The 23985-nt window shown below is 29.0% G+C and carries 27 protein-coding genes; 4 read left to right on the top strand and 23 right to left on the bottom strand.

Annotated features, from left to right (window positions below):
• Window positions 1–313: 313 nt before the first annotated feature.
• From cmoA to CAMP5063_RS04620, 9 genes are read right to left on the bottom strand one after another with little or no spacing between them, the layout of a single operon-like run.
• Window positions 314–1018 (bottom strand): carboxy-S-adenosyl-L-methionine synthase CmoA, encoded by a 705-nt coding sequence (cmoA, locus tag CAMP5063_RS04660; protein WP_133319192.1) that lies wholly within the window; start codon window positions 1016–1018, stop codon window positions 314–316.
• Window positions 1008–1859, bottom strand: a complete 852-nt coding sequence (locus tag CAMP5063_RS04655) for a bifunctional riboflavin kinase/FAD synthetase (protein ID WP_133319193.1) — start codon at window positions 1857–1859, stop codon at window positions 1008–1010. The genes cmoA and CAMP5063_RS04655 overlap by 11 nt, the downstream gene beginning before the upstream one ends.
• The gene (tlyA, locus tag CAMP5063_RS04650; protein WP_133319339.1) at window positions 1825–2547 is read right to left on the bottom strand and encodes a 23S rRNA (cytidine-2'-O)-methyltransferase TlyA; all 723 of its coding nucleotides are present in this window, start codon (window positions 2545–2547) and stop codon (window positions 1825–1827) included. Before tlyA ends, CAMP5063_RS04655 begins: the two co-directional genes overlap by 35 nt.
• Window positions 2537–4492, bottom strand: a complete 1956-nt coding sequence (ligA, locus tag CAMP5063_RS04645) for an NAD-dependent DNA ligase LigA (RefSeq protein ID WP_133319194.1) — start codon at window positions 4490–4492, stop codon at window positions 2537–2539. The genes tlyA and ligA overlap by 11 nt, the downstream gene beginning before the upstream one ends.
• A 2-nt stretch (window positions 4493–4494) precedes the next feature.
• Entirely contained in the window at window positions 4495–5637 is a 1143-nt protein-coding gene (gene folP / locus CAMP5063_RS04640; protein WP_337194892.1) for a dihydropteroate synthase, read from the bottom strand.
• On the bottom strand, window positions 5624–6235 hold the full coding sequence (locus tag CAMP5063_RS04635; protein WP_318529734.1) for a DNA polymerase III subunit delta': 612 nt from the start codon (window positions 6233–6235) through the stop codon (window positions 5624–5626). Before CAMP5063_RS04635 ends, folP begins: the two co-directional genes overlap by 14 nt.
• Window positions 6236–6276: 41 nt before the next feature.
• Window positions 6277–6813 (bottom strand): HobA family DNA replication regulator, encoded by a 537-nt coding sequence (locus CAMP5063_RS04630; RefSeq protein WP_133319197.1) that lies wholly within the window; start codon window positions 6811–6813, stop codon window positions 6277–6279.
• Window positions 6814–8016, bottom strand: a complete 1203-nt coding sequence (locus CAMP5063_RS04625) for an aspartate kinase (RefSeq protein ID WP_133319198.1) — start codon at window positions 8014–8016, stop codon at window positions 6814–6816. It lies immediately after the preceding gene.
• Window positions 8016–8486 carry an RNA pyrophosphohydrolase gene (locus CAMP5063_RS04620; RefSeq protein ID WP_133319199.1) on the bottom strand — a complete coding sequence of 157 codons (471 nt, stop codon included), beginning with the start codon at window positions 8484–8486 and terminating at the stop codon, window positions 8016–8018. The genes CAMP5063_RS04625 and CAMP5063_RS04620 overlap by 1 nt, the downstream gene beginning before the upstream one ends.
• A gap of 80 nt (window positions 8487–8566) precedes the next feature.
• On the opposite strand from CAMP5063_RS04620, the gene hemW reads away from it, so the two are divergent.
• Window positions 8567–9616, top strand: coding sequence for a radical SAM family heme chaperone HemW (hemW, locus tag CAMP5063_RS04615; protein WP_337194891.1), 1050 nt, complete (start codon window positions 8567–8569; stop codon window positions 9614–9616).
• On the opposite strand, the gene CAMP5063_RS04610 is transcribed toward hemW, so the two are convergent.
• Window positions 9613–9930: an ArsR/SmtB family transcription factor gene (locus CAMP5063_RS04610; protein WP_133319201.1), complete on the bottom strand. Its 318-nt coding sequence runs from the start codon at window positions 9928–9930 to the stop codon at window positions 9613–9615. The genes hemW and CAMP5063_RS04610 overlap by 4 nt on opposite strands.
• 8 nt (window positions 9931–9938) lie before the next feature.
• The gene (locus tag CAMP5063_RS04605) at window positions 9939–10919 is read right to left on the bottom strand and encodes a permease (protein WP_337194890.1); all 981 of its coding nucleotides are present in this window, start codon (window positions 10917–10919) and stop codon (window positions 9939–9941) included.
• Window positions 10920–11073: 154 nt separating this feature from the next.
• Between CAMP5063_RS04605 and tatB the strand changes: the two genes are divergently transcribed.
• Genes tatB through queA form a run of 3 tightly spaced genes read left to right on the top strand, consistent with a single transcriptional unit; the run spans window position 11074 to window position 13224 of the window.
• Entirely contained in the window at window positions 11074–11466 is a 393-nt protein-coding gene (tatB, locus tag CAMP5063_RS04600; RefSeq protein WP_133319203.1) for a Sec-independent protein translocase protein TatB, read from the top strand.
• 2 nt (window positions 11467–11468) lie between these two features.
• On the top strand, window positions 11469–12209 hold the full coding sequence (tatC, locus tag CAMP5063_RS04595; RefSeq protein ID WP_133319204.1) for a twin-arginine translocase subunit TatC: 741 nt from the start codon (window positions 11469–11471) through the stop codon (window positions 12207–12209).
• Window positions 12196–13224, top strand: coding sequence for a tRNA preQ1(34) S-adenosylmethionine ribosyltransferase-isomerase QueA (queA, locus tag CAMP5063_RS04590; RefSeq protein WP_263661309.1), 1029 nt, complete (start codon window positions 12196–12198; stop codon window positions 13222–13224). The genes tatC and queA overlap by 14 nt, the downstream gene beginning before the upstream one ends.
• On the opposite strand, the gene mrdA is transcribed toward queA, so the two are convergent.
• The 12 genes from mrdA to CAMP5063_RS04530 form a co-directional block, all read right to left on the bottom strand.
• On the bottom strand, window positions 13217–15043 hold the full coding sequence (gene mrdA / locus CAMP5063_RS04585) for a penicillin-binding protein 2 (protein ID WP_263737719.1): 1827 nt from the start codon (window positions 15041–15043) through the stop codon (window positions 13217–13219). The genes queA and mrdA overlap by 8 nt on opposite strands.
• Before the next feature lies 1 nt (window position 15044).
• A complete protein-coding gene (locus tag CAMP5063_RS04580; protein WP_133319207.1) occupies window positions 15045–15536 on the bottom strand; it encodes a hypothetical protein in 492 nt (163 codons plus the stop codon).
• On the bottom strand, window positions 15526–16125 hold the full coding sequence (gene yihA / locus CAMP5063_RS04575; protein WP_133319208.1) for a ribosome biogenesis GTP-binding protein YihA/YsxC: 600 nt from the start codon (window positions 16123–16125) through the stop codon (window positions 15526–15528). Before yihA ends, CAMP5063_RS04580 begins: the two co-directional genes overlap by 11 nt.
• Entirely contained in the window at window positions 16122–16580 is a 459-nt protein-coding gene (gene lptA, locus CAMP5063_RS04570; protein WP_133319209.1) for a lipopolysaccharide transport periplasmic protein LptA, read from the bottom strand. Before lptA ends, yihA begins: the two co-directional genes overlap by 4 nt.
• Window positions 16562–17041: a hypothetical protein gene (locus tag CAMP5063_RS04565; RefSeq protein WP_337194889.1), complete on the bottom strand. Its 480-nt coding sequence runs from the start codon at window positions 17039–17041 to the stop codon at window positions 16562–16564. Before CAMP5063_RS04565 ends, lptA begins: the two co-directional genes overlap by 19 nt.
• 17 nt (window positions 17042–17058) lie before the next feature.
• Window positions 17059–17547 carry an HAD hydrolase family protein gene (locus CAMP5063_RS04560; protein WP_133319211.1) on the bottom strand — a complete coding sequence of 163 codons (489 nt, stop codon included), beginning with the start codon at window positions 17545–17547 and terminating at the stop codon, window positions 17059–17061.
• 4 nt (window positions 17548–17551) lie between these two features.
• On the bottom strand, window positions 17552–18391 hold the full coding sequence (locus CAMP5063_RS04555; protein WP_133319212.1) for a septal ring lytic transglycosylase RlpA family protein: 840 nt from the start codon (window positions 18389–18391) through the stop codon (window positions 17552–17554).
• The gene (locus CAMP5063_RS04550) at window positions 18327–19478 is read right to left on the bottom strand and encodes a lytic transglycosylase domain-containing protein (RefSeq protein WP_133319213.1); all 1152 of its coding nucleotides are present in this window, start codon (window positions 19476–19478) and stop codon (window positions 18327–18329) included. The genes CAMP5063_RS04555 and CAMP5063_RS04550 overlap by 65 nt, the downstream gene beginning before the upstream one ends.
• Window positions 19478–20275: a TatD family hydrolase gene (locus CAMP5063_RS04545; protein WP_263673161.1), complete on the bottom strand. Its 798-nt coding sequence runs from the start codon at window positions 20273–20275 to the stop codon at window positions 19478–19480. Before CAMP5063_RS04545 ends, CAMP5063_RS04550 begins: the two co-directional genes overlap by 1 nt.
• The gene (gene cbrR / locus CAMP5063_RS04540; protein WP_263737720.1) at window positions 20266–21510 is read right to left on the bottom strand and encodes a bile resistance response regulator CbrR; all 1245 of its coding nucleotides are present in this window, start codon (window positions 21508–21510) and stop codon (window positions 20266–20268) included. The genes CAMP5063_RS04545 and cbrR overlap by 10 nt, the downstream gene beginning before the upstream one ends.
• 67 nt (window positions 21511–21577) lie before the next feature.
• Window positions 21578–23092 (bottom strand): AAA family ATPase, encoded by a 1515-nt coding sequence (locus CAMP5063_RS04535; protein ID WP_337194888.1) that lies wholly within the window; start codon window positions 23090–23092, stop codon window positions 21578–21580.
• Window positions 23092–23922 (bottom strand): NAD(+)/NADH kinase, encoded by an 831-nt coding sequence (locus CAMP5063_RS04530; RefSeq protein WP_263737722.1) that lies wholly within the window; start codon window positions 23920–23922, stop codon window positions 23092–23094. The genes CAMP5063_RS04535 and CAMP5063_RS04530 overlap by 1 nt, the downstream gene beginning before the upstream one ends.
• Between the last annotated feature and the right edge of the window lie 63 nt (window positions 23923–23985).

Genomic DNA, 23985 nt, shown 5'->3' with positions numbered 1-23985 from the left:
AAGTGCTACCCCCCCCATAAGGCAATTTTTAGATAAATTTATATTCATTGAAAAAGTCCTTTCAAAAATAGTTAATGTATTTGATTGATTCATTATTTGTTTGTGTGTTTTACAATACCCATTGCTAATATTTTAACAATAAGTGTAGAATATTAATATTTTATTTATAAATTTTTACTTAAGTATAATTTAAGATAAGAAGTATCTTAAATTTAAAATTACTATAAAATAGACTTTATGGTTAAAAAATAATATTTTTGCTTCCATGGCTTCATAATTATTTTTCTAAAACACATTGTTATAAAAAATATTTTTATTTAAAAGCTATGAAAGTTTCAAAATTTACCCATTTAAAAACACTTTCTACTTTAGAAAATCCTGCCTTTTTAAGCATAGTTATGTTTTCATTTTGAGTATAAGGAATGAGGACATTTTCTAAGGCTTCTCGTTTGCTTGAAATTTCTAGCTTACTATAACCTTGCTCTAGTTTATATTGCTCATAAATTTGTATCATTTTTTTAGCTATTTTTACATCTTCATAAAGAATTTTTTCACTAAGCACAAATATACCATTTTCTTTTAAGTTTTGATAGATTTTATCAACTAATTCTTGTCTTTTAGGTGGGCGGATAAACTGCAAAGTATAAGTAGCTATAAAAACATCATTTTTAAAAAACTCAAAATCATCTAAATTTTTTTGATGAAATTCCACCCTAGCTCCAAAGGCTTGACATTTGTTTTTGGCGATCTCTAACATAGCATTAGCTTCATCAACCCCGCTTAAAAGAAAATCTTTTCTTTTTTCATAAAGTGCAAGCAATAAACTAGCCGTAGAACAACCAAGATCACAAATTCTCGCATTTTGTGGTGCAAAATGATCAATAAGTTCGACTATGAGTTTTAAATTTTGCGTATAAAAAGGCACAGATCTTGACACCATATCATCAAAAACACTTGCTACGCTTTTATCAAATTCAAATTGTTTTTCCAAGGGTTTTTTAAAAATTTCATCTTTCATTTAATCTTCCTAAAATTTCTTTTGCTTTGTCAATATCTTTACTAATTTGTGCTTTTAATAAGGCTAAGTCGTTAAATTTTTCATTAGCTCTTATATAGTCAATAAAACTTAACTCAACTGAAATTGCTTTTGTATTTGTGAAATTTTCATCTAAAATATGCGTTTCTAAAGCAAAATTTTCATCAGTAGATCTTATGCCTATAAAACTTACACTATGATAGCTTTTATTTTCAATCTTTACTAAAGTCGCATATACGCCATCTTTGGGTAAAAAGAAGTCTTTTGTATGTAAATTTAAAGTTGCAAAAAGCTCTTTAGCGCCTATGCCTTGACCTTTGATGATATTTGCTTGTATATTATAAAATCTACCTAGAAAATTTTTAGCTTCTTTGACTTTTGCTTCTTTAAGTAAGGTTTTAATCATACTTGCATGAACACTTTTATTTTGAATTTTAAACTCATCTACGATGATGGTGTTTATACCACAAAGACTTTGTATGTCTTTGGCACTGCATTTTCTTTCTTTGCCAAATTTAAAATCATAACCTACAATGATCTTTTCTAGTTTGGGAAATTCTTGCTTTAAAAGCTTTAAAAAATCCTCGCCTTTATAGTCCTTGATTTTATCAAAATCACAAAAAATCAAAGGAAAATCAACCAAATTTACTCTAAAATCCTTAGGTGTTAGGGCTTCTTTTTCCTCTTTAGTGATGATAAATAAGGCACCATTTTCATCTAAATGCTTAAAAAGCTCAAAATGCCCCAAATGCATACCATCAAAACGCCCCATGGCTAAATTTGTGATCTTAGTTTTTTCTATAGGCGTAGAAAAACTCAACATTACCTTCTTTTCCTTTTAAGTGTGACTCTTGACTTGCTTGCAAGATCCAACCAAGCTTTGCACAAGCTTTTTCAAAGCTTTCTTTAGCATTTTTGATGGCTTTGGTATCTTTTACCACTCCGTTTTTATCGCGCTTAGCATTTTTACCTACTTCAAATTGAGGTTTAAAAAGCAAGATGATAAGATCTTTAGCAAGTTTATCTATATGAAAAATCAAATGTGTTAAAGATATAAAACTCACATCACAAGTGATAACATCATATAAAATTTCACTTTTAAACTCACGCAAATCAGTGTTTTCACAAATTTGGATATTTTCTAAATTTCTTAAGCTCTCATGAAGTTGGTTAGAACCTACATCTAAAGCTGTAATGTGTTTAGCATTATTTTGGTGTAAAATTTGCACAAAACCTCCGGTCGATGAACCTATATCTAAACAAATTTTATCTTTGATAGTAAATGTATACTCTTGTAAAAAATGCTTGAGCTTAAAAGCAGCTCTGCTTACAAAAAGCTCTTCTAAAAGCGTGAGTTTTAAACTCTCATCTTCTAAAGGATTTAAAGATGTGATTTTAAAAGAGGTTTTTTTAAACTCACTATTGAGTAAAATTTGCTTGTTTTCTATAAGCTCACAAGCTTTGTTGCGAGAAATGTTTAACTTTGCACTTACAAAGACATCATACCTCATCATCACCGCCTAAAAGAGCGTTAAACTCAGCTTCATTGATGCACTTAACCCCTAAGTTTTGAGCCTTTTCAAGCTTTGAGCCTGCTTCACTTCCATATAATACAAAGTCAGTTTTCTTAGACACACTTGAACTTACCTTTGCTCCAAAGTTTTCAATTAGTTCTTTAAAATGATCGCGTGATTTGCTTAAAGTGCCTGTGATAACAAAGGTTTTATTAGAAATATTATCATTTATAATAAGCTCTTTTTTCTCATCTTCTAAATGTAAAATTTCATAAAAATGCTTAATGCGATTTGCATTGACATGGGTAAATTCTTCTAAGCTTTTAGCCATTTGCTCGCCAAAGCCTTCTAAATTTGCATAAGCTTCATAGCTTTGCATAAACCATTCAAAGCCAAAAGATTGAGCTAATTTTTTAGCTGCTACTTCACCAATATGCTCTATACCCAAAGCAGTGATAAACCTTGATAAGGGGCATTTTTTTGCATTCTCAATAGCACTTAGAAGATTGTTGATTTTTTTCTCTTTAAAGCCTTCTAAGCCTTCAAAATCACTATATTTTAAGAAAAATATACTTTCTATGTTAGTGATTTTTCCTTCTTTAAACAAAAGCTCGACGATATTTTCTCCAAGGCCGTCTATATTCAAACACTTTTTAGATACAAAATGTATGATAGAATTTACAAGTCTTGCTTTACAATCTAAGTTTTGACATTTTAAAAAAGCACCCTCATCTAAAAGTTCACTTAAACACTCAGGACAAAGAGTTGGTTTAGTGATCTTACTTTCTAAACCATCACGCCTTTGAGTAAAAACTTTAGTGATTTTAGGTATAACATCTCCACTTCTTATCACACTTACGCTATCGCCTATCATCACTCCAAGTCTAGCTATCTCATCAAAATTATGTAAGGTTGCAGACTTTACGATAACCCCATCTAAATTTACAGGCTCTAAAACCGCCACAGGGGTAATCACCCCACTTCTTCCAACTTGTAAATTAACCCCAAGTAATGTTGTAGTTTTTTCCAAAGCAGGAAATTTAAACGCAGCTATAAATTTTGGAAATTTCACGGTATAACCCAAAAGCTTACAATGAGCTAAATCATCTACCCTTACAACCATACCATCCATCATCATAGGCTTTTGATCTCTTTTTTCTAAAAGCTCGTGATATTTTTCTAAAACCTCATCTAAAGTCTTAACACAAAAAACAAAATCATCTTTTAAAAAACCAAGACTTCTTACAAACTCCATTACTTCAGAGTGCTTGCTAAATTCTAAAGAATTCTCCCCCACTCCCCAAGGATAAAATTTTAAATTTCTTTCTTTTGTAATGCTTGTATCAAGCTGTCTTAAAGAGCCACTTGCTGCGTTGCGTGGGTTTGCAAATAAGCTCAAGCCATCTTTAGCTCTTTTTTCATTGATTTTTTCAAAATCTTCTTTTAAAATCACCACTTCGCCACGAATTTCTATCTTGTCTTTATAAGGAATTTTTTGAGGTATGTTTGATATTTCTTTTACATTTAAAGTAATATCCTCGCCTACTTCTCCATCACCCCTTGTAGCACCGCTGATTAAAATACCATTTTCATAAGTAAGATTTAAACTCGCTCCATCAAATTTAGGTTCTATGAAAAAATCAAACTCACATTTAGCTCTTTTTGCCCAAGCTCTAAGCTCAGCTTCATCAAAAACATCTTCCATAGACCACATTTTTGCACTATGTGCAAGTTTGTGAAATTCACTTTGTATAATAGGAGCGATATTTTGCGTAGGAGAATCTTTAGAAATCTTTTCTTGATGAAGTGTTTCAAATGCTTTTAACTCTCTTATAAGTTTATCATATTCTTCATCGCTTGCTAAAGGCTCATCATCTTCATAATAAGCCCTCATCCATTCTTTTGCTAATTTTACCTTTTCTAAATACTCTTGATAAGTCATCACTACTCCAAAGAAAGTTCATCCATAGCTTTTGCAAGTTCAAACATTTGCTTATGCTCATACACATCATGTGCTCTTATAATGCTTGCACCATTTTTAAAAGCCTCTAAATGCAAATAAAGCGTACCCGCTAGTCTTTGCTTAACACTTGAGTTAAAATAAGCATTTATCATACTTTTCCTACTAGCTCCAATCAAAAGTTCTTTTTCAAAGCGTAAAAAATGCTCTAAGTGTTTGATTAACATCATATTATGCCAAGGACTTTTACCAAAACCAATACCAACATCTAAAATCACATCTTCTAAACCAAGCTCACTTAGTCTTTCTAGCTTTTGTGTAAAAAAATCATCAAGCTCGGCTAACACATCTTCATAATGTGGGTTATCTTGCATATTTTGTGGGGTATTTTGTATATGCATGAGTGTATAAGTGGCTTTGTATTTTAAAGCTAGTTTGGCTAAATTTTCATTTTTAAAACCGGTGATATCATTAATAAGCTTAAAGCCTTTATTTAAAGCATATTCTAAACAATACTCATCAAAACTATCTAAACTAAAAATACATTTTTCATAAAGTTTTTCTTTATAGATTAAATCTAAGGTATTTTTTAAACGCTTAAACTCTTCTTCTTTCCCACAATACACACTACCAGGTCTTGAAGAAACCCCGCCTATATCTATATAATCAGCCCCTTGAGAAATCATAAGTTCTATTTTTTCTAAAACTTCATTTTCTTTAACCCTACTTTGAGCGTTAAAACTATCTTCATTAATATTAATCACACCCATAATTTTTGCATATTTTGGTTTAGCGAAATTAGACTTTAAAAATAGTGCTAAATTTTTAAGCTTAAAATCTTGTAGTTTTTCTTTTTCTATAAGCTTTTTAGCTTGATCTTGTGTTACCATAAGTAAGGCATTAGTATGTTCTTTACCTAGTATAACTTCTTTATGTGTTACAAGTTCAGCTCCAACCCTTAGCGCATCTTGTTTAAGTATATTTGCAGCAGGTGCTCTTAGTTCTTTGATAAGAAAAAAATGAATTTGAGTTTTTTCACTCATAATTTTCTCACCTGCTTTATGTGGCTTTATATATTTAGAAATTTGCTCAAAGTCTGTGTTAGGATTGATTTTAATGATTTTCATTTTTTCTCTCGTGTAAAATTAAAGCTATGGTGCTTAGTAAAATAGTTGGCTTTGCATTTAATTTAGCAAGCTCATAAGCTTTATAAAAAAATTCAATTTCTTCATCGTTTAATTTTATATCTTGTTTAAAACACTCATAGCTTAAAGCACTAATTAAATCCAAACACTCATGCTTGTCTATATTTTCATATTGTTTTAATAATGAAGCAATTTGAGCTAGATCCATTTTTTTAAGATCTAAATTTAAAGACATCTTTTCTTTTTGAATTTTATGCTTTTCTATGACAAATCTTGAAAGTATAGTAGGTAAAAAAACATTTTTTGAAGGAGCTACGATAATAAAATATACATTTTTTGGTGGCTCTTCAAAAAGCTTTAATAAAAAATTTTGTGCTTCTTCACGAAAAGACTTAGCTAGTATAACAATAATTTTAGCTTGTGCTTCAGCCATATAACTTTCTTTCATAATAGCCCTTGCCGTTGCTTGAGCGTTTTTGTCATAAGTTAAGTCATTTAATCTTAATTCTAAATCAGGGTTTTTAGGTATGAAAAATCTAAGATTTTTTGTTCCATATTCTTCTGTGAGCTTTTCTTGCATTAGTTCAAAATCATTATGGATAATGATTTTATTTCTTAGATTCAAATTTCTACCTTAGAAAAAAGCACAGCCTCTAAGCTTTGCTCAAATACTTTATATAAAGAAATAAGTTTATAGTCTAATTCCTTATCGCGTGAGGAAAGATAAAAGCTATTTTGCAATTGCTCATCAAAAAGCCAAAGCATACTTTCTGCTTTAGAATTGGCGATTTTAAATTTAAATCCTGTATTAGTTCCTATATAAAAAAAAGCATAACCATTAGGAAAAGAAATACTTAAAAGATCATTTAGCAAATCTATATCTTCTTGGGTATTGCAAGCCTTATTATAAATTCCTTTTAAAGACACAAAAGGCACTAAAGGTCTTGTGGTGTTAGCATTGATTTGGCTTAAAAAATACTCTTCAAACCAAGCTCTTTGCTCATCAGTAATCACAATAAAAGTATAACCTTGTAAAAGCAAAGCTAATTTAGAAGCTATCAAAGGCGACCATTCAAGACGCCTTTCTTCTAACCAACTTGTATAAGTGCCATTTTCTCGGATTTGCTCTAGGGTAAATTTTAAAAAACTATTGCTCATTTATACATCTAGTTTATAAACTTCATGCAATACTCTTACAGCTAATTCGCCATATTTTTCATGCACGATGACTGAAATTTTAATTTCGCTTGTAGAAATCATTTGTATGTTAATATTTTCATTTGCCAATGCTTTAAAAGCTGCTGAAGCTACTCCAGAATGTGATTTCATACCCACACCCACAACTGAAACTTTTACCACTGCACTATCTGTTTCTATATTAGCATTAGCACCTAAAACTTTTTTCATAGCATTAGTTGCTAAATCAAGCTCGTTTTCAGGCACAGTAAAGCCCAAATTTGTAGCTCCATCTACACCTACATTTTGGATAATCATATCTACATTGATATTTTCATTTGCCAAAGTTCCAAAAATTTCAGCAGCAATTCCTGGCTTATCATCAATATTTCTTAAAGTAACCCTTGCTTGGTTTTTATCTAGTGCTATACCACTAACCAAAGCTTGTTCCATATTTTCCTCCTTAGTAATGATCGTCCCTTCATTTTCATTAAAGCTACTTCTAGTAACTAATTTTACATTTAATTTTTTAGCAAGCTCTACAGAGCGATTTTGTAAAACTTTAGCTCCCAAACTTGCAAGCTCTAGCATTTCTTCATAAGAAATTTTATCTAGCTTTTTAGCCTTTGGCTCAATTCTAGGATCGGTAGTATATACCCCATCTACATCAGTATAAATTTCACACAAATCAGCATTTAAAGCTCCTGCTAATGCAACTGCACTTAAGTCACTTCCACCACGACCCAAAGTAGTAACATTACCCATTTTGTCGATACCTTGAAAGCCAGCAACTACTACAATATACCCCTCATCTAAAGCTTTATTGATATTTGTAGTATCAATGTGTTCAATTCTTGCTTTAGTATAAACATCATCTGTAATAATCCCTGCATTGCGTCCGGAAAATGCAGTAGCTTTTAAACCCATTTCATTTAATGCAATAGCAAGTAAAGATGAAGTTACACGCTCACCACTACTTAAAAGCATATCCATCTCACGACCTGAAGGATTTTTACTAAAATGATGTGCAAAATCAATAAGCTCATTAGTAACTCCACTCATTGCAGAAACTACTACAACTAATTTATCGCAAGTTTTTTTACTTTTTGCCACTCTTTTAGCAACTTCATCAATACGCTCAAGCGTTCCTACACTCGTTCCCCCATATTTTTGTACGACCAGCATTAAATATACCCCCTTTCTTTAAAATATTTTAAAACCCTAATATATATAGGCTTTTTAAAATGATTAATCATATCATACACATCTTCTAATGAAGCAAATTTATAAGCATCAAATTCAGGATTTTTAGTATTTAGATTAACAATAGCTTTGTTTTTTAATCTAACTAAAAAATATTTTTGATTTTGACCATCATAAGGATACATTTTTTGTGCAACCTTAGGTGGAAAATCATAACTAATCCATTCAGGATGTTCGGCTAAAATTTCAATCTCATCTGTACCTATTTCTTCTTTTAATTCTCTAAATAACGCACTTTTAGCATCCTCTCCCTCATCTATTCCACCTTGAGGAAACTGCCATATATTTTCCATATCATTGCGTTTAGCGAGTAAAATTTTACATTCAAAAGGATAAGCTGATGATAGCACTATTGCGGCTACATTTGGCCTATATTTTTTTTCTTTTTCCATGATTTTCTTATCCTTGACTTTTTAATAATATAATTCTAACAAAAAAATACGAATTTATAATCACATTTTAAAGAAGTTTTATGCATTTATATATACATATACCATTTTGCGAAAGTAAATGTTTTTATTGTTCTTTTACTTCACTTAAAAAAAAAGATTTTGAAAAAGATTATCTAAACGCATTAATGCAAGATATAAAATATCAATTAGATTTTTTCAAGCTTGATAAAAATTCCATAAAAACTATTTTTATAGGTGGTGGTACTCCTAGTTTAATGGGTGTTAATTTTTATGAAAAAATTTTTATTTTTTTGCAAAGTTATTTACAAAAAAATAATGAAATAAGCATAGAAGCAAATCCTAACTCAAGCAATTTTTCTTGGCTTAAAGAGATAAAAAATTTAGGTTTTAACCGCATTTCTTTTGGGGTGCAAAGTTTTCATGAAAAAAAATTACAATTCCTTGGGCGTATTCATGATCAAAAAAGCATTTTTACAAGTATAGAAAATGCAAAAAAAGCAGGATTTAATAATATAAATTTAGACTTAATTTATGATACAAAACTCGATGATAGTAAAATGCTTGATTATGAAATTTCTAAACTCGCTTTAATTGATATTAATCATGTGAGTGCTTATAATTTAACTATAGAAGAAAAGACAAGATTTGCTAAAAAATTTCATTATAAAAAAAACGCTCCACGCCTTGCAAAACATTTTATCAAAGCAATTGAAAATCTTGGTTATAAACAATATGAAATCAGTAATTTTGGACAAATTTGCAAACATAATCTTGCTTATTGGCAAGGAAAAGACTATATAGGATGTGGTTTAAGTGCGGTAGGATTTTCAAAAAATCAAAGATTTTATACTAAAAAAAGTTTAAAAGATTATATAGCAAATCCTTGTTTTAGAGAGGTTGAAAATTTAAATTTACAAGATTTGTGTTTAGAGCATATTTTTCTAGGACTTAGAAGTATTATAGGAGTAGATGAAACAAAGCTAGAACCTTTAGAAAAAGAAAAGGCAATGTTTCTTAGCAAAAAAGGGAAATTAGTATATAAAAATGGAATTTTTTATAATACTAATTATCTTTTAAGCGATGAACTAGCTTTGTATATTAGCACTTAAGCTTTGCATTCACAAGAAATTCTTTTAAATTCAGGAAGCTTTATAGAAAGTTCATTGATATTTTTTAATATATCGCTGCAAAAATTATTTAAATTTTCTTTTACTCCATAATACGCCCAAACACCCTGTCTATCTACTTCTAAAAAATTAGCTTCTTTTAAAATTTTTAAATGTCTTGAAAGCCTTGATTGACTCATATTTAAAGAGCTTTGCAAATCACACACACAAAGTTTTCCATATTTTTGTAAAAAAGCTAGGATTAAAATCCTGCTTTCATCGTTAATTGCACTTGTTATTTTTAAAAATTCTTGCATAAAATTCCTTATATAAAAAACATTAAAAGTCCAAAACTAATTGCAATAAAAACAATCATACCTGCAAATAAAAACAAAAAGCTTGTTTTAAAAATTCTTTTAAGCAAAATAAGCTCAGGTAAAGAACACCCTGCTCCTGCTATTAAAAAACTCATCATTATACCAAGCGGAATTCCACTGGTAGTTAAAGCTAGTGCTACAGGAATCATAGCAGTGCAATTCATATAAAGCAAAACCCCTATAAATGCTGCTACAAATACACCCAATACCCCATAATCTTTCATATAATTTTGAAAAAAATCTTGTGGAAAAAAGCCGTGTATAAAAGCCCCGATACCCATACCAATAATAATATATGGCAGAATTTTTTTATATTCATTAAAGCTTTGCATAAATAATATTTTGATTTTATTTTCTTTTGTTTTAGTCTTAAATTTTAAAATTTTACTGCTAATTTTAGAATTTTTAACAAAAATAGAACTAGGTTTTTCACAGCATAAACTTTTAGAAGTATCATTAGAACAACACTTTGAAGTTTGCTCTAAATCATTTTTTAAAAAGTCTTCATTAAAAAATCTTTGAGTGTTTATTTTTGAAACACAAAAAGCAATAAATAAAATCACGCTAAATAAAAATCCCACATAAAGTAAAGAGATTTTTAAGCCAAAACTTACTACAAACATCACTACTATAATAGGATTAATTAAAGGCGAAGTTATCAAATAAGCTATACATACTCCAAGTGGTACTTTAGCTTTTAAAAATGCATTTAAAAGTGGTATGCTTGAACATGAACAAAAGGGAGTTAAGCTACCCAAAAGAATAGCCTTTATATAACTTACAAAAGAATCTTTCTTTAAATGTTCATTGAAAAATTTAGCATAACGCTCATTAAGATAAGCAATGAGCATACTAACTAATATAAATAAAATAGAAATTTCAACAAATAAAATCAAAAAATCTTTAAAAATAAAAAATAGCTTTTCCATAATCTTTCACTCCATTTCATTTTAAAATAAGCATAACAAAAATATATTAATATATCAATATATCTTTATATATTAATATTATAAAAGTAATAGTATTTTTAAGTATTTTTATGTAAAATGCAAACTATATATTTAAGCGAAAGAAGATAAAATAATGAGTTTTGGAGAAATTTTAGTTATTTTAGTTATAGCTATTTTAGTTCTTGGGCCTGAAAAACTACCTTCAACTATAGTTGAAATTGCAAAAATTTTAAAAGCCATTAAAAGTAATATTGATGAAGCAAAAGCAAGTATCAATAAAGAATTAAAAATAGCAGAGTTAAAAGATGAAGCACAAAAATACAAAGATGAATTTTCACAAACTAACGAAAATATCAGAAAAAAACTGAGTTTTGAAGAATTTGATCAACTCAAAGAAGATATTTTAAATAACACCAAAGAGTTAAAAAGTGAAATTAATGATTTAGAAAAAGATATACAAGAACTTTCGCGTGTAGAAGAAAAAACTCAAAAAGATGAAAAAAATACTCAAAAAATGGAAAGCTAAGAATGTTTGAAGAATTAAAACCACATTTAGTAGAACTTAGAAAAAGATTATTTATAAGCGTAGCTTGTGTTGTTGTAATGTTTTTTGTATGCTTTAGTTTTAATAGTTATATCATAGATATACTAAAAGCACCCGTTGAAGCAGCTTTACCTGAAATTTCAAAACAAATGACTTTCGTTGAATTACAAGAGCCTTTATTTACTGCAATGAAAGTTTCATTTTTTACAGCTTTTTTGATTTCTTTACCGGTTATTTTTTGGCAGTTTTGGAAATTCGTAGCACCAGGACTTTATGATAATGAAAAAAGATTAGTAGTGCCTTTTGTAAGCTTTGCTAGCATTATGTTTGCGCTTGGAGCTTTATTTTGTTATTATATAGTCATACCTTTGGCTTTTAAATTTTTAATTGATTTTGGGGTGCAAACTCAAGATTTTAAACCTTTAATCAGCATAGGCTTGTATGTGGGATTTTTTACTAAACTTGTAGTTGCCTTTGGCTTAGCGTTTGAAATGCCTGTGATAACCTTTTTCTTTGCCAAACTTGGACTTATTGATGATGCATTTTTAAAAAAACACTTTAGGGTTTCAGTTTTAGTGATTTTTGTTTTTTCAGCTATGATGACACCACCTGATATAATCTCACAATTTTTAATGGCCGTTCCTTTGTGCGGACTTTATGGAATTTCTATTTACATAGCCAAAAAAGTTAATCCTAGTCAAAAAGAAAATGATGAAAACGATTGATAAAGATCTTTTGCTTTCTAGTTATGATTATGATTTACCTAATGAACTTATAGCAAATTTTCCTATCTTACCCAAGGAGAATGCTAAACTTTTAGTTTATGAAAGATGTAAAGATCAAATTTTACATTTACATTTTAAGGACTTAGCTAAAATTTTACCACCTTGTGAAATTATCTTTAATGACACTAAAGTAATAAAAGCAAGAATTTATGGATTTAAAGAAAGTGGTAGCAAAATAGAACTTTTCATTAATCACCCTTTAAAAAATAATGATTTTTTAGTTCAAATTCGTGGCAAGGTTAAAGAAGGACAAATTTTATATTTTGAAAATTCTTTAAAAGCTAAAATCAAAAAATTACACGATGATGGCACAAGAGAAGTAGAATTTTTTAATGATGAAAAAAAATTCAATCATCATGAAGTTTTTGAAATTTTAGAAAAAATAGGCCATATACCTTTACCACCATATATTAAAAGAGCAGATGAAGCACAAGATAACATTAACTATCAAAGCATTTTTGCCAAAAATCAAGGTGCGGTTGCTGCACCCACTGCAAGCTTGCACTTTAACGAAGCAATGATAAAAGAACTTAAAAAAAATCATAATATCCATACTATCACACTTCATGTTGGTGCGGGAACTTTTAAAGGTGTAGAATGCGAAGATATACGCGAGCATAAAATGCATTCAGAATTTTTCTATGTTGATGATGAAACTTGTGCTTTGATTAATTCTTCTAAAAAAATACTTGGTGTAGGCACCACAGTTACTCGTTGTATAGAGTATTATCATAGAAAAAAATTAAAAGAAGGTTTTTGTGATTTGTTTTTACACCCACAAAATACCCCACAAAGACTTGATTTTTTACTCACTAATTTTCACTTACCAAAATCAACTCTTATTATGCTTGTGGCCTCTTTTATAGGTAGAGAAAAAACTTTAGAACTTTACCATGAAGCTATAAAAAACAAATATCGTTTTTATTCTTATGGCGATGGAATGCTAATCATTTAGCTTTTTTCTTAATATATTTTTTATCAATATAACCCAAATCTATAAGTTTTTGATAAATTTTAGCAAGTACAGGTCCGCCTGCGCTACTACCACTTTTTCCATGTTCGATTAAAACTACTACTACATATTGAGGTTTTTCATAAGGCGCATAAGAAGTAATCCAAGCATGAGATCTTAAAAAATACTCTAAATCCTCTTCTTTAATACGCTTTTTTTCACTTTGGGAAATTCCAACTACTTGAGCTGTTCCTGTCTTGGCTGCTATAGTAATAGGAGAATTTCTTAAAAATCTTGCTGTAGTTCCACCATCAACATTGGCCACCTCATACATCGCACGCCTTAAAAGTGGAAGTTTTGATAATTCAAAAGTCGTAAAAACACTTTCATTATTGTCAAAATTTACCTTAGTAACATTATCATCAATGCTATGTAAAAAATGCGGTGTGATATTTTTAGCCGTAGCAATCATAGCTGTAAATTTAGCCACTTGCATAGGAGTAGCAAGAAAATCACCTTGACCTATGCTTGTATTTAAAGTTTCACCTTGATACCAAGATTGATTGTATTTTTCTTTTTTCCAAATTCTATTAGGAACCGTTCCTATAAATTCATTAGGTAAATCCACTCCTGTTTTTGCACCAAAACCTATTCTTTCAAAAACAGAACTAATAATGTCAATACCAACCTCCAAAGCTCCTTTATAAAAATATACATCACAGCTTTCTCTAATAGCATCTGTCATATCTACATAACCATGACCTATAGCCTTCCAACATCTAAATTTTCTACCACCAAGTTCAAAGTTAGAATCACACAAATATTTATGATTTTCATTCACTTTTCCACTATCTAAAAATGCTAAAGCTGTTCCCATTTTTATAACTGAACCTGGAGGATAAAGACCATTAATGAGTTTATTAGTAAAAGGATGGTTTAAATCATTAGAAAGTTTATCCCATTCTTCTTGACTAATACCGGTAACAAAAGGATTGAGATTATATTCAGGAAAACTACCCGCTGCTAAAATAGCTCCACTTTTTACATCCATTACTATAGCAGCGCCTGCTAAATTTTCAAAAATACTAGCCAAGTATTCTTGCAAATCAAGATCAATGCTTAAAGTGATATTACTTGAAGTAGGTTTTTTATAAGAAAGTTCTTCTATTTCTTTATTTAACGCATTTACTTTGCTAACCTTTTCACCCTTTTGACCTTGCAAAATTTCATTATAAGAACGCTCTATACCGCTACGCCCTACATAGCTAGTTAATCTTGCAATTTCATTTTCATTCATATCGTTTAAATTTGCTTTTCCAACATAACCTATAACATGGCTAGCTAAAGCATCATAAGGATAAAATCTTTGAGTAGTAGATTTAACTTGCATATTTTCACGCAAATTAAGCTTAGTAAAATGCTTAATCATAGCATCATATTCTATAAATGGAACCACTTCTATATAATCTTGATTATAATAAGAATCTGCTTTTATATAATTTCGTTTTAATTTAGTTATGTTTAAATCAGGAAAAGCATCTACTATAACTTGCAATTCCTGCTCTAAAAGATTTCTGTTTTTCTTTTTTATATACAAATATGGCTTTATAGAGATTGAAAAACCTAATTTATTTACTGCTAAGGGCCTACCTTTAACATCTAAAATTTGCCCTCTTACAGGTGCTAAAAATTGCGTTTTAATGGCATTTTGTTTAGCTATTTCTTCATAATAAACATTAGATTTAATGCTTATATAATACACTCTAGCAAGTAAAAGTATAAAAAAACAAGCTATAAATCCCATCACCAAACGCATACGCATATTAGATTTTCCCTTTAAAAATAACAAAAGAAATCAAAGCTTCAACGACAAAAAACCACAGATATTCAATACCAAATTTTAAAATTTGACTATTATCTAAATACGCCAAAAATACATCAAAAAGATAGATAAAAATATAAGCACAAAAGGTAAATATAACGAGCAAATAATGGCCTAGTTTTAATTTACTTTTAAACCAATCAACAAAAAGATGATAAAAAACAAAAAAAGCTATCCAAGAACTAAAAAGATAAAATCCATGGATAATATCAATTAATAAAAGATAAAACAAAGAAAAATACCATCTAAAATCAAGCTTATTAAGAGTTCTTTCTTTTTCTTTTAAAAGCACTATCATATAACAAAAAAACACGCCAAACAAAGGAGGCATCCAATAATAAACAGAGCTTAGCACTTGATAAAAAATCAAAGATAAATAAAAAAATAAATAAGAAAAATCAAATCTATTTTTTACTAAATTTCTACTCCTCATTAAAACCTAAGCTCTCTAAAATAATTTTTTGTTCTAATTTATCAATACCACTTTTTTTCAAATTTGAAACTAAAATGGCATTTTTATTTACATTTAAAATTTTTGCTTTTTGACTTTGATTGAGCTTATCTGCTTTTGTATAAACTATTATTTTTTTTTGATCAGCTCTAATAAAAGAATCTAAATACAAATCCAAATTTGCATCAATATCTAAATTTTCATGTCTTGAATCTATTAGATGAATAAAAAGTTTGATAGAACTACGCTCTTTTAAAAACTCATCTAAATTTTTATTCCAAATAGCCTTAGTTTTTTTGCTCACTTTAGCATAGCCAAAACCAGGTAAATCAATAAACATCAATTTAAATTTATCCTCATCTTTTTTACAATCAACTTCAAAAAAATTAATGAGTTGGGTTTTGCCCGGAGTTGAAGAACTTTTTGCTAAATTTTTATTCTTACAAAGAGTATTAATCAAAGAACTTTTTCCTACATTAGAGCGGCCTAAAAATGCAATTTCAGTATATATAGGCTGTGGAGCTTCATTTATTTTAGAAGCAGAAGTTAAAAATTTAGCATTTAATATCATTCTTTTACTTCAAATACAAATTTAGCAGGTTTTTTATCTTTACTAACTACTCTATAAGTCATATTTTTTCTATCTACTATAATTTTATCACCTATAAGCTCTTTTTTTGACTGCACTTCTATAATTTTTGCATTACCATTAATTTCATATGTATCTTTAGCTACATTATAAACAAACTCATCACCACTTCCATGATAAATCTTATCTTTCATCATAATTTTAAATTTAGCATCTTTAGTAGCTATATACTTAATGGGTTGTTTATTTTTCATATAAATGACTAATTTTTGCGAATTTAAAATATCTTTACCTTTTTTTACTTCCACATCACCGGTTAATATGCTCGTTTCATTTTTCTCATCCAAATAAAAATCTTTAGCATAAACTTCTATTTTTTGAGCACTAAATGCAAATAAATTTAACAAACACAAAAAAATTATTGCTCTAAAAACCATGCTTTTATTCCTTGAATTTTTAATTCTTTTTGACTCACATCATATAAAAAATTATCCCCAAAAACCTCATTTAACCCTATATATGCCTTAAATTTTTCATTGGAAAATAAAATTTTATTTTTCATATCATAAATTGCTTTTTGAGTAAAAATAGAAGTTTGATTTTGATCAAAATAACTTACATTACCTTCTAAAATGGATTTTTCATCATTTCTTACTAATAAATCCGAACTTAAATTATAATCAAGTGCTTGCACTTTAAAATCATCAAAAATATCTTTATCTTGGTATTTTACCCAACGACTTGCTTGATAGCTAGCTTTTGTAACAGATGTATTAAGCTCATAATCAAGCACATCAAAAGCTTGCATATTTGCCACATCTACCTTTTGCGGTTTTATTGCAAACAAATAAGGATCTTGAGTACTTAAAATCACCATAACAAAGGCAAATAAACTCATTAATATAGCAAAAATTTTTATCGCCAAAGTTTATCCCATTGAGCTTGCATATTATTATGTTCAATTAAAATTTCTATCATCTCACTCACTGCTCCATTACCACCTTTTCTATTTAAAACCTTATCAGTTTTTAAAGCCTTATGCGCATCTTTTGGCTTAAAACTATAAGCAACTGCTTCAAGTAAACTCATATCATTATAATAATCCCCAATAGCAGCACATTGAGAAAAGTCTAAATTTAATTTTTCTAAAATTTCTTTAGCGCAAGTTAATTTATCACTAATACCTTGATATACTAGATCAATTTTTAAATCTCTAGCTCTAAAATACACGCACTCGCTAGTCCTGCCTGTAATAATAGCAACTTTTTTGCCAAGCTTTTGCCAAGCCTCAATTGCTGCACCATCTTTTACATTAAACTCTTTAATTTCACCATAATTTTGTGTGTAGATGATTTTACCATCTGTTAGACAACCATCTACATCTAAAAAAATAAGCTCTATCATAATTTTACTCTCTTACTATAAACGCACCGGGAAAAGAACCACCATCAACAAAATCCCTTGCTTCTTGCTCGCTTCTAAAGCCTTTTAAAAATACTCTATGTAAACCATCTTTAGCACTTGTTTGTATTGTTGAAGTATAAGAATTATAATTTTTATATCTACTTGCTATTAACTCTGCGCCACTTTTATTTCTAAATGCCCCAATTTGCACCATAAAAGCTCCACCTTGGAAAATATGGCCACTATCAGCAATCTCCCCACTGCTACCTAAATTAGAATTAGTATGCACTGAACCTGAATTTGCACTTGTTCCAAAACCAATTACTTCAAGTCTTACAGGAGCTGTTCCTGCTTGAATCATATCAATATCTCTTGCGGCCATATTAGATAAATCTATAATCCTACCTGCTACAAAAGGTCCTCTATCATTTATTCTTACGGTAGTTTGACGATGATTTTTTAAATTAGTTACCTTTACTATAGTATTCATAGGTAAAGTTTTATGAGCTGCTGTATAAGCATGTTGATCATAAGTTTCACCATTGGAAGTTTTTTTACCATGAAAGCCCGGTCCATACCAACTAGCTATACCATCAGCAGTCTCACCTACCTCTACTACGGTTGGATAATATGTTTTACCATTAATAGTATAAGGTTTCATAGTGCCTTTTAAGCCTGTATTATTATGCTTTATACTTTTAAAATCTCTTTCTGGATAATACACAGTAGGTGTGCTAATAGGCACCATACTACAAGCACTAAATAAAACCCCTACACAACTAACGACTAACGACTTTTGTATGAGAGTTTTTTGGTAATTTTTGAGTAGTTTTGATTTTTGCATTGTTATTCTCCTTAATTTTTAACACAAGTTTTTGATTAATATTAATCAAGTTTCCTTTGATTTTATTATATTCTTTAATGCTTTCAACACTAATTTTATGTTTTTTTGCAATAGTATAAAGGCTATCACCCTTTTTTACTATATAAATTTTTGTATGTGGGATAGTTGTATCCACTTTAGCTAGCTTTACATTCTCTAATGCATTTTCTACAGCCACACTTTTGCTTAAAGGAATATACATATAATAATCTTTTTTATCAGGCGGAGTAAAGTCATAATTAAAATGTGGATTATAACGCTTAAATTCATTATAAGACATCTTAGCCACTTTAGCAAGCTCTCTTAAAGAAACACTTGGCGGAACAGGTATTTTTTTAACTTCACTCGATAGAGCATAATTAAGCAAAGCACTATCTTGTGAAATCAAAAAATCATTATTATTAGCCAAAAATGCCATAGTAAGAATTTTTCTAATAAAAATTCTAGTTTCCAATGGTAAATATTTTTTATCAGGATCAAGCAAGATTCTTAAATCATCACTTTTTGCTTTTTTTATAGCTTGGCGTAATTTACCATCACCACAATTATAAGCTAAAATTGCTAAATACCATTTTCCAAACTGCTCTTTTAATTGCTTTAAATAAGCAATGGCTGCATAAGTTGATTTGACTAAATCTCTTCTCTCATCAACATAAGGATCTATTCTTAAACCTAAAGTTTGTGCTGTTGGCTTCATAAACTGCCAAACACCTACTGCTTTAGTTCTAGAAACACTATGAATTTTTAAACCAGATTCTACAATTGCCAAATATAAAAATTCTTGAGGAATATTTTCTTTTTCTAAAATTTTACGGATAATTGGAGTGATTTTATAAAATTCTCTCATAGTATCAACTAAAGTTTTAGAATGCATATTTAAAGAAGATTCTTTAAATTCTAAAAATAACATATCACTAAGATAGCTTGCTTCTATGTCTAAATTTCTTAGAATTTGAGCTTGCTGAGTATAATATTCAGGAGTTACCTGCAAGGCTTTAGCATTTAAGCATAATAATACTAATATAAAAAATATAAAGTTTTTTTTCATTATAAACCTTGAAAAAACAAACGATTAGCATTTAAATTCGTAAGTTTTACTACTTCAACTTTAGATAATTTTAAAAGATCAGATATTTTTTGTGCTACAAAATGCGTTAAAATAGGATCATTTACTTTACCACGATGTGGTTCTGGAGTTAAATAAGGCCCATCTGTTTCCAAAACAAGTTTATCTTTTGGAATTTTAGGTAAAATTTCCACTAATTTTTTTGCATTTTTAAAAGTTAAAACCCCGCCTATACCAAAATAAAATCCTTCATCTGCTAGTTGAAGTAAAAGCTCGCTTGCATTAAAGCAATGCAAAACACCGCCTTGCAATTCTTTTGAGTATGTTTTTAGAATATTAAAGCTGTCTTCATTAGCTTCACGCACATGCACAATCAATGGCTTTTTATATTCAATGGCTAGTTGTATTTGAGCTATAAAAACTTCTTTTTGTCTTGTTTTAATAGTATCATCATTAGTATTTAAACGATAATAATCAAGTCCACACTCACCCACTGCGATACATTTTTTATCATCTATAAATTCTTTTAAAACTTCTAAATCAAAATCATCTATATCATAAGGATGCGCCCCACAAGAAAAATACACATTATCATAAGTATGTGCTATCTCTCTTGCTCTTGGTAGATCTTTTATATCTGCACCTGGTATAATGATTTTATCTACACCATTTTCAAATGCATGCGTTAACATCTCATCTAAATATCCAAAATAAGCTTGGCTATCTAGATGACAATGAGTATCTATGATTTTTTCACTAAAATCACAATCTAAAAACATACCTCTACCCTATTTTTTCCATTAGCCTTAGCTAAATCTAATGCCTTTTGTGCGTTATTGAACAAATCTTGCATTTGGCTTCCTTTACTACCAAAAGCAACCCCCACAGAGATGCTATAATCAACCTCGTCTAAAGCTATCAAAACGCTTTCTTTGGAAATATTAACTCTTATATTTGAAAAAGCTTTTAAAGCCTCTTTATTGCTTATATTTTTTAAAGCAATGTAGAATTTACCATCTTCAATTCTAGTAGCTAAATCCATACCACGAATTTGATCTTTAATCTTTTCGGCTGTATATTTTATCACTCCATCACCGCAATCATAACTTAATTCATAATTAATTGTTGCAAGATTATCAATATCAATCAAAGCCAACGCCATTTCTTCATTTTCTTGTATATCTTCTAAATAATCTAAAAATCTTTTTTCAAAAGTAGCATAATCATCAAGTCCTGTTAATAAATCTTTACCTAAACTATACTCATCTAGCAAAACACATTTTTGCATATAATCTAAACAATTATTTACTCTACAATTAAGTGATTCTTTTTGGAAAGGTCTAATCACATAATCATTCACACCTTTTCTAAAAGCTCTTGCTTCTAATGCATCATCTTTATCCCCAACCATAATCACACCAAGTTCTATTTTAGAATATTTTGAGCGAATTTCTACAAGTAAATCTTCCCCATTAATTACCGGCATAGTAGCATCGCAAATTACTAATTTTGTATCAGGATGATCACTTAAATAACTTAGTGCCTCTTCTCCATGAGCTGCTGCTAAAACATTAAAAAGCTGATTGTTTAAGTTTTTCTTCATTTCTGCGCGTAAAGTTACATTTGCAATTGCTAAAATTATCTTAGTTTTATTATTTTTTTGAAGCATTCTAATAGAATTTAACATTTCATTAATACAATCTTCACTTTCTTTTTGAATATAATTAATAATATCTTTTTCCATAAATTTTTTACGAGTTTGTCCGTCATTACTTCCTGTAAGAACAATAGCGGGGATATTTTTTTCTAAAACTACATCAACCACTTCACCATTAGGAGCATCTGGTAAACAAAGATCTACAAAAGCCATAAAATAATCATTTTTCAATAAATCTTTTGCACTATTCATATCAAAAGCAACATCTACCTTTAATCCTAAAGTATTTTCTACTTTTTTTGCTAAAAGTTTAGTTAGCATTTTATTATCATCAATGATTAAAATTTTTTCTTCCATGGTAAAACACTCTCTTTAAATAATTTTAAAAAACTAATTATATCATATTGAAATTTACTTTTTGTTTTTAAAGCAAAGTTCTAGTAAATTCTAAAGCTTCTTGGGTAATATTTTCCCCGCTTACCATTCTAGCAAGTTCTTTTACTCTTTCTTCTTTTTCTATCTTTCTTACCCTACTTTCATTTCCTATTTTTTCTACTAGGAAGTGATTGCTTGCTTTTGATGAAAGCTGTGGTAAGTGTGAAATTGCAAAAATTTGATAAAACTTAGCAAGCTCTTTTAAAACTTCAGCTATACTCATTGCTTCTTTACCACTTAAATTTGCATCAATTTCATCTAAAAATATTATCCCACTAGCTTTATTAGTAACATTACATTCAGTTGCGATAAAAGAAAGTCTTAAACGATTTATCTCACCTGAGCTTAAATTTTTCAAACTAGCTTCATTTATATTTAAATTCACTTCATCTTTACCTAAAATACTCAAAGCACAATCTTTAAGCTCTAATTTAATCTCTTTCATATAAAGTTTTTCAAGATAAAAATTAAGTAATTTTTCAAGCTCTTTTAATCTTTTTTTGCGCAAAGTGCTTAATTTTTGGCTTTTCTCATCTAAAAGTATTTTAGCATTTTGCACTTTCTCTTCTAATTCTTTTTTTTCAAAACTTAAATTTTCATAATGAGCTAATTCTGCTTTTTTCTTCTCTAAAGCTTCTAAGGCTTCTTCTATACTTCCATATTTTGAAATCAAAGAAGAAAGTTTTTCTATCCTATCAAGCACTTCTTCTATATTAAAATCAAAATCATCAAAACTTTGATTTTCCCACACCACCCTTAGTTCATTTAAACACTCTGAAAAAAATGAACTATCAACATCACTAATTTGCAAAGCTTCAATCACTGCTGATTCTAATTCAAAAATTTTGCTTGCCCTGTTCCAAGCTGCATCGATTTTGTCTTTTTTAGAAAGCCTTTTTTTTAAACTCATCAACTCATCAAATTCGCCTATTTTTGGGTTAATACTTTGGATTTTTTGTATTTCAAAGTTTGTAAATTCTTTTAATTCTTCTACCTTTTTTTCTTCTTCTTGAATTTTTTCTAATTTAATTTTATTTTCTATATATTCTTTATAAACATTTTTATATTCATTTAAAAAATCTTTAAATTTCTTATCTTCTTTTGATTGCATAAAATCAAGTAAGTTTAAAAATCTTTCATTTGAAAACTCATTATTTTCCTTAGCTGAAAGATATTTTACAAATTTCTTAGAAAGTAAGGCTAAATTCTTTTTTGAAATAAGTTGATTATTGACAAAATAACGCGAGCTTTTATCTTTTAAAAGTTTAAATACATTTAATTCTTCATTTTCAATGCCAAACTCATCTAATTCAAGCTCATCATTTAACAAAACTTCCACCATTTTAGCTTCGCTCTCACTTAAAGCAAAAGCTGCCAAAATGGCCTTAAAAAGCACAGACTTTCCAGCACCACTTAAACCAGTAAAGACAGTAAGTCCCGCTTCTAAGTCTAATTTTGCTTGTTTAAAACCTAAATTTTCGTTGATTAAAATACTTTCTATCATCACTTACCCCAATTTAACTTTTCTTTTAAAACTTGGAAATAATCTCTATCTTTTTTATGTATAAAACTAAGTTCTTTCTTGCTAAGCCCTATAAGAATTCTATCATATTCTTTAGGATTAATCACTTCTTGCCCATCTAAATACAGCAAACAATGCTCAACTTTTAGCTCAAGCTCAAAACCATAAGGTAAAACTATAGGCCTTTGAGTTAAAGAATGAGAACAAACCGGAGTTAGAACAAAAATTTCACTCCAAGGATGTACTATAGGTCCACCTGCGCTAATATTATAAGCAGTTGAACCACTTGAACTAGCTATAATCAAACCATCTCCATAATAAGCATTAAAAAGTTTATTTTCAAAGAAAACTTCCACATTTGCCATTAAAGCATTATCACGAGAAAAAACTGCGTCATTAAAAGCAAATTTTTTAATAATCTTATTTTTTTTACAAAGCATTATTTGAAGCATTTTGGCTTTTTCTATTTTAAAATTACTTTTAAAAAAATCTTTTAAAAAACTTTCTACCTCACTAAAAGAAAAAGCAGTTAAAAAACCTAAATTTCCTGCATTTATACCCAAAATAGGCTTTTTTGCTTGATAAGCTTGCCTACATAAAGACAAAAGCGTGCCGTCCCCACCTAGAGAAATTAAAAAATCTAATTTCTGTAAATCTTTAAGATTATTTTTTTTCTGATCTAATAGCACAAGCTCTATATTTTTTTGCAAAAAAATTGTTTTTAAAAAAGCAATTTGCTCATTTAAATTTGTATTTAACCTGCAAAATAAGCCTACTTTTTGAATTTTTTCTATATTGATACATTTTTTCATAAAAAAATTATAACAAAACTTAGCTAAGCAAAAGAATAAAATACTATAATAACAAAATTGAAC

This window comes from Campylobacter sp. RM5063 (genome assembly GCF_024723655.1).
Lineage (GTDB): Bacteria > Campylobacterota > Campylobacteria > Campylobacterales > Campylobacteraceae > Campylobacter_D > Campylobacter_D lari_D.
This window is presented reverse-complemented; position numbering and strand designations above follow the sequence as displayed.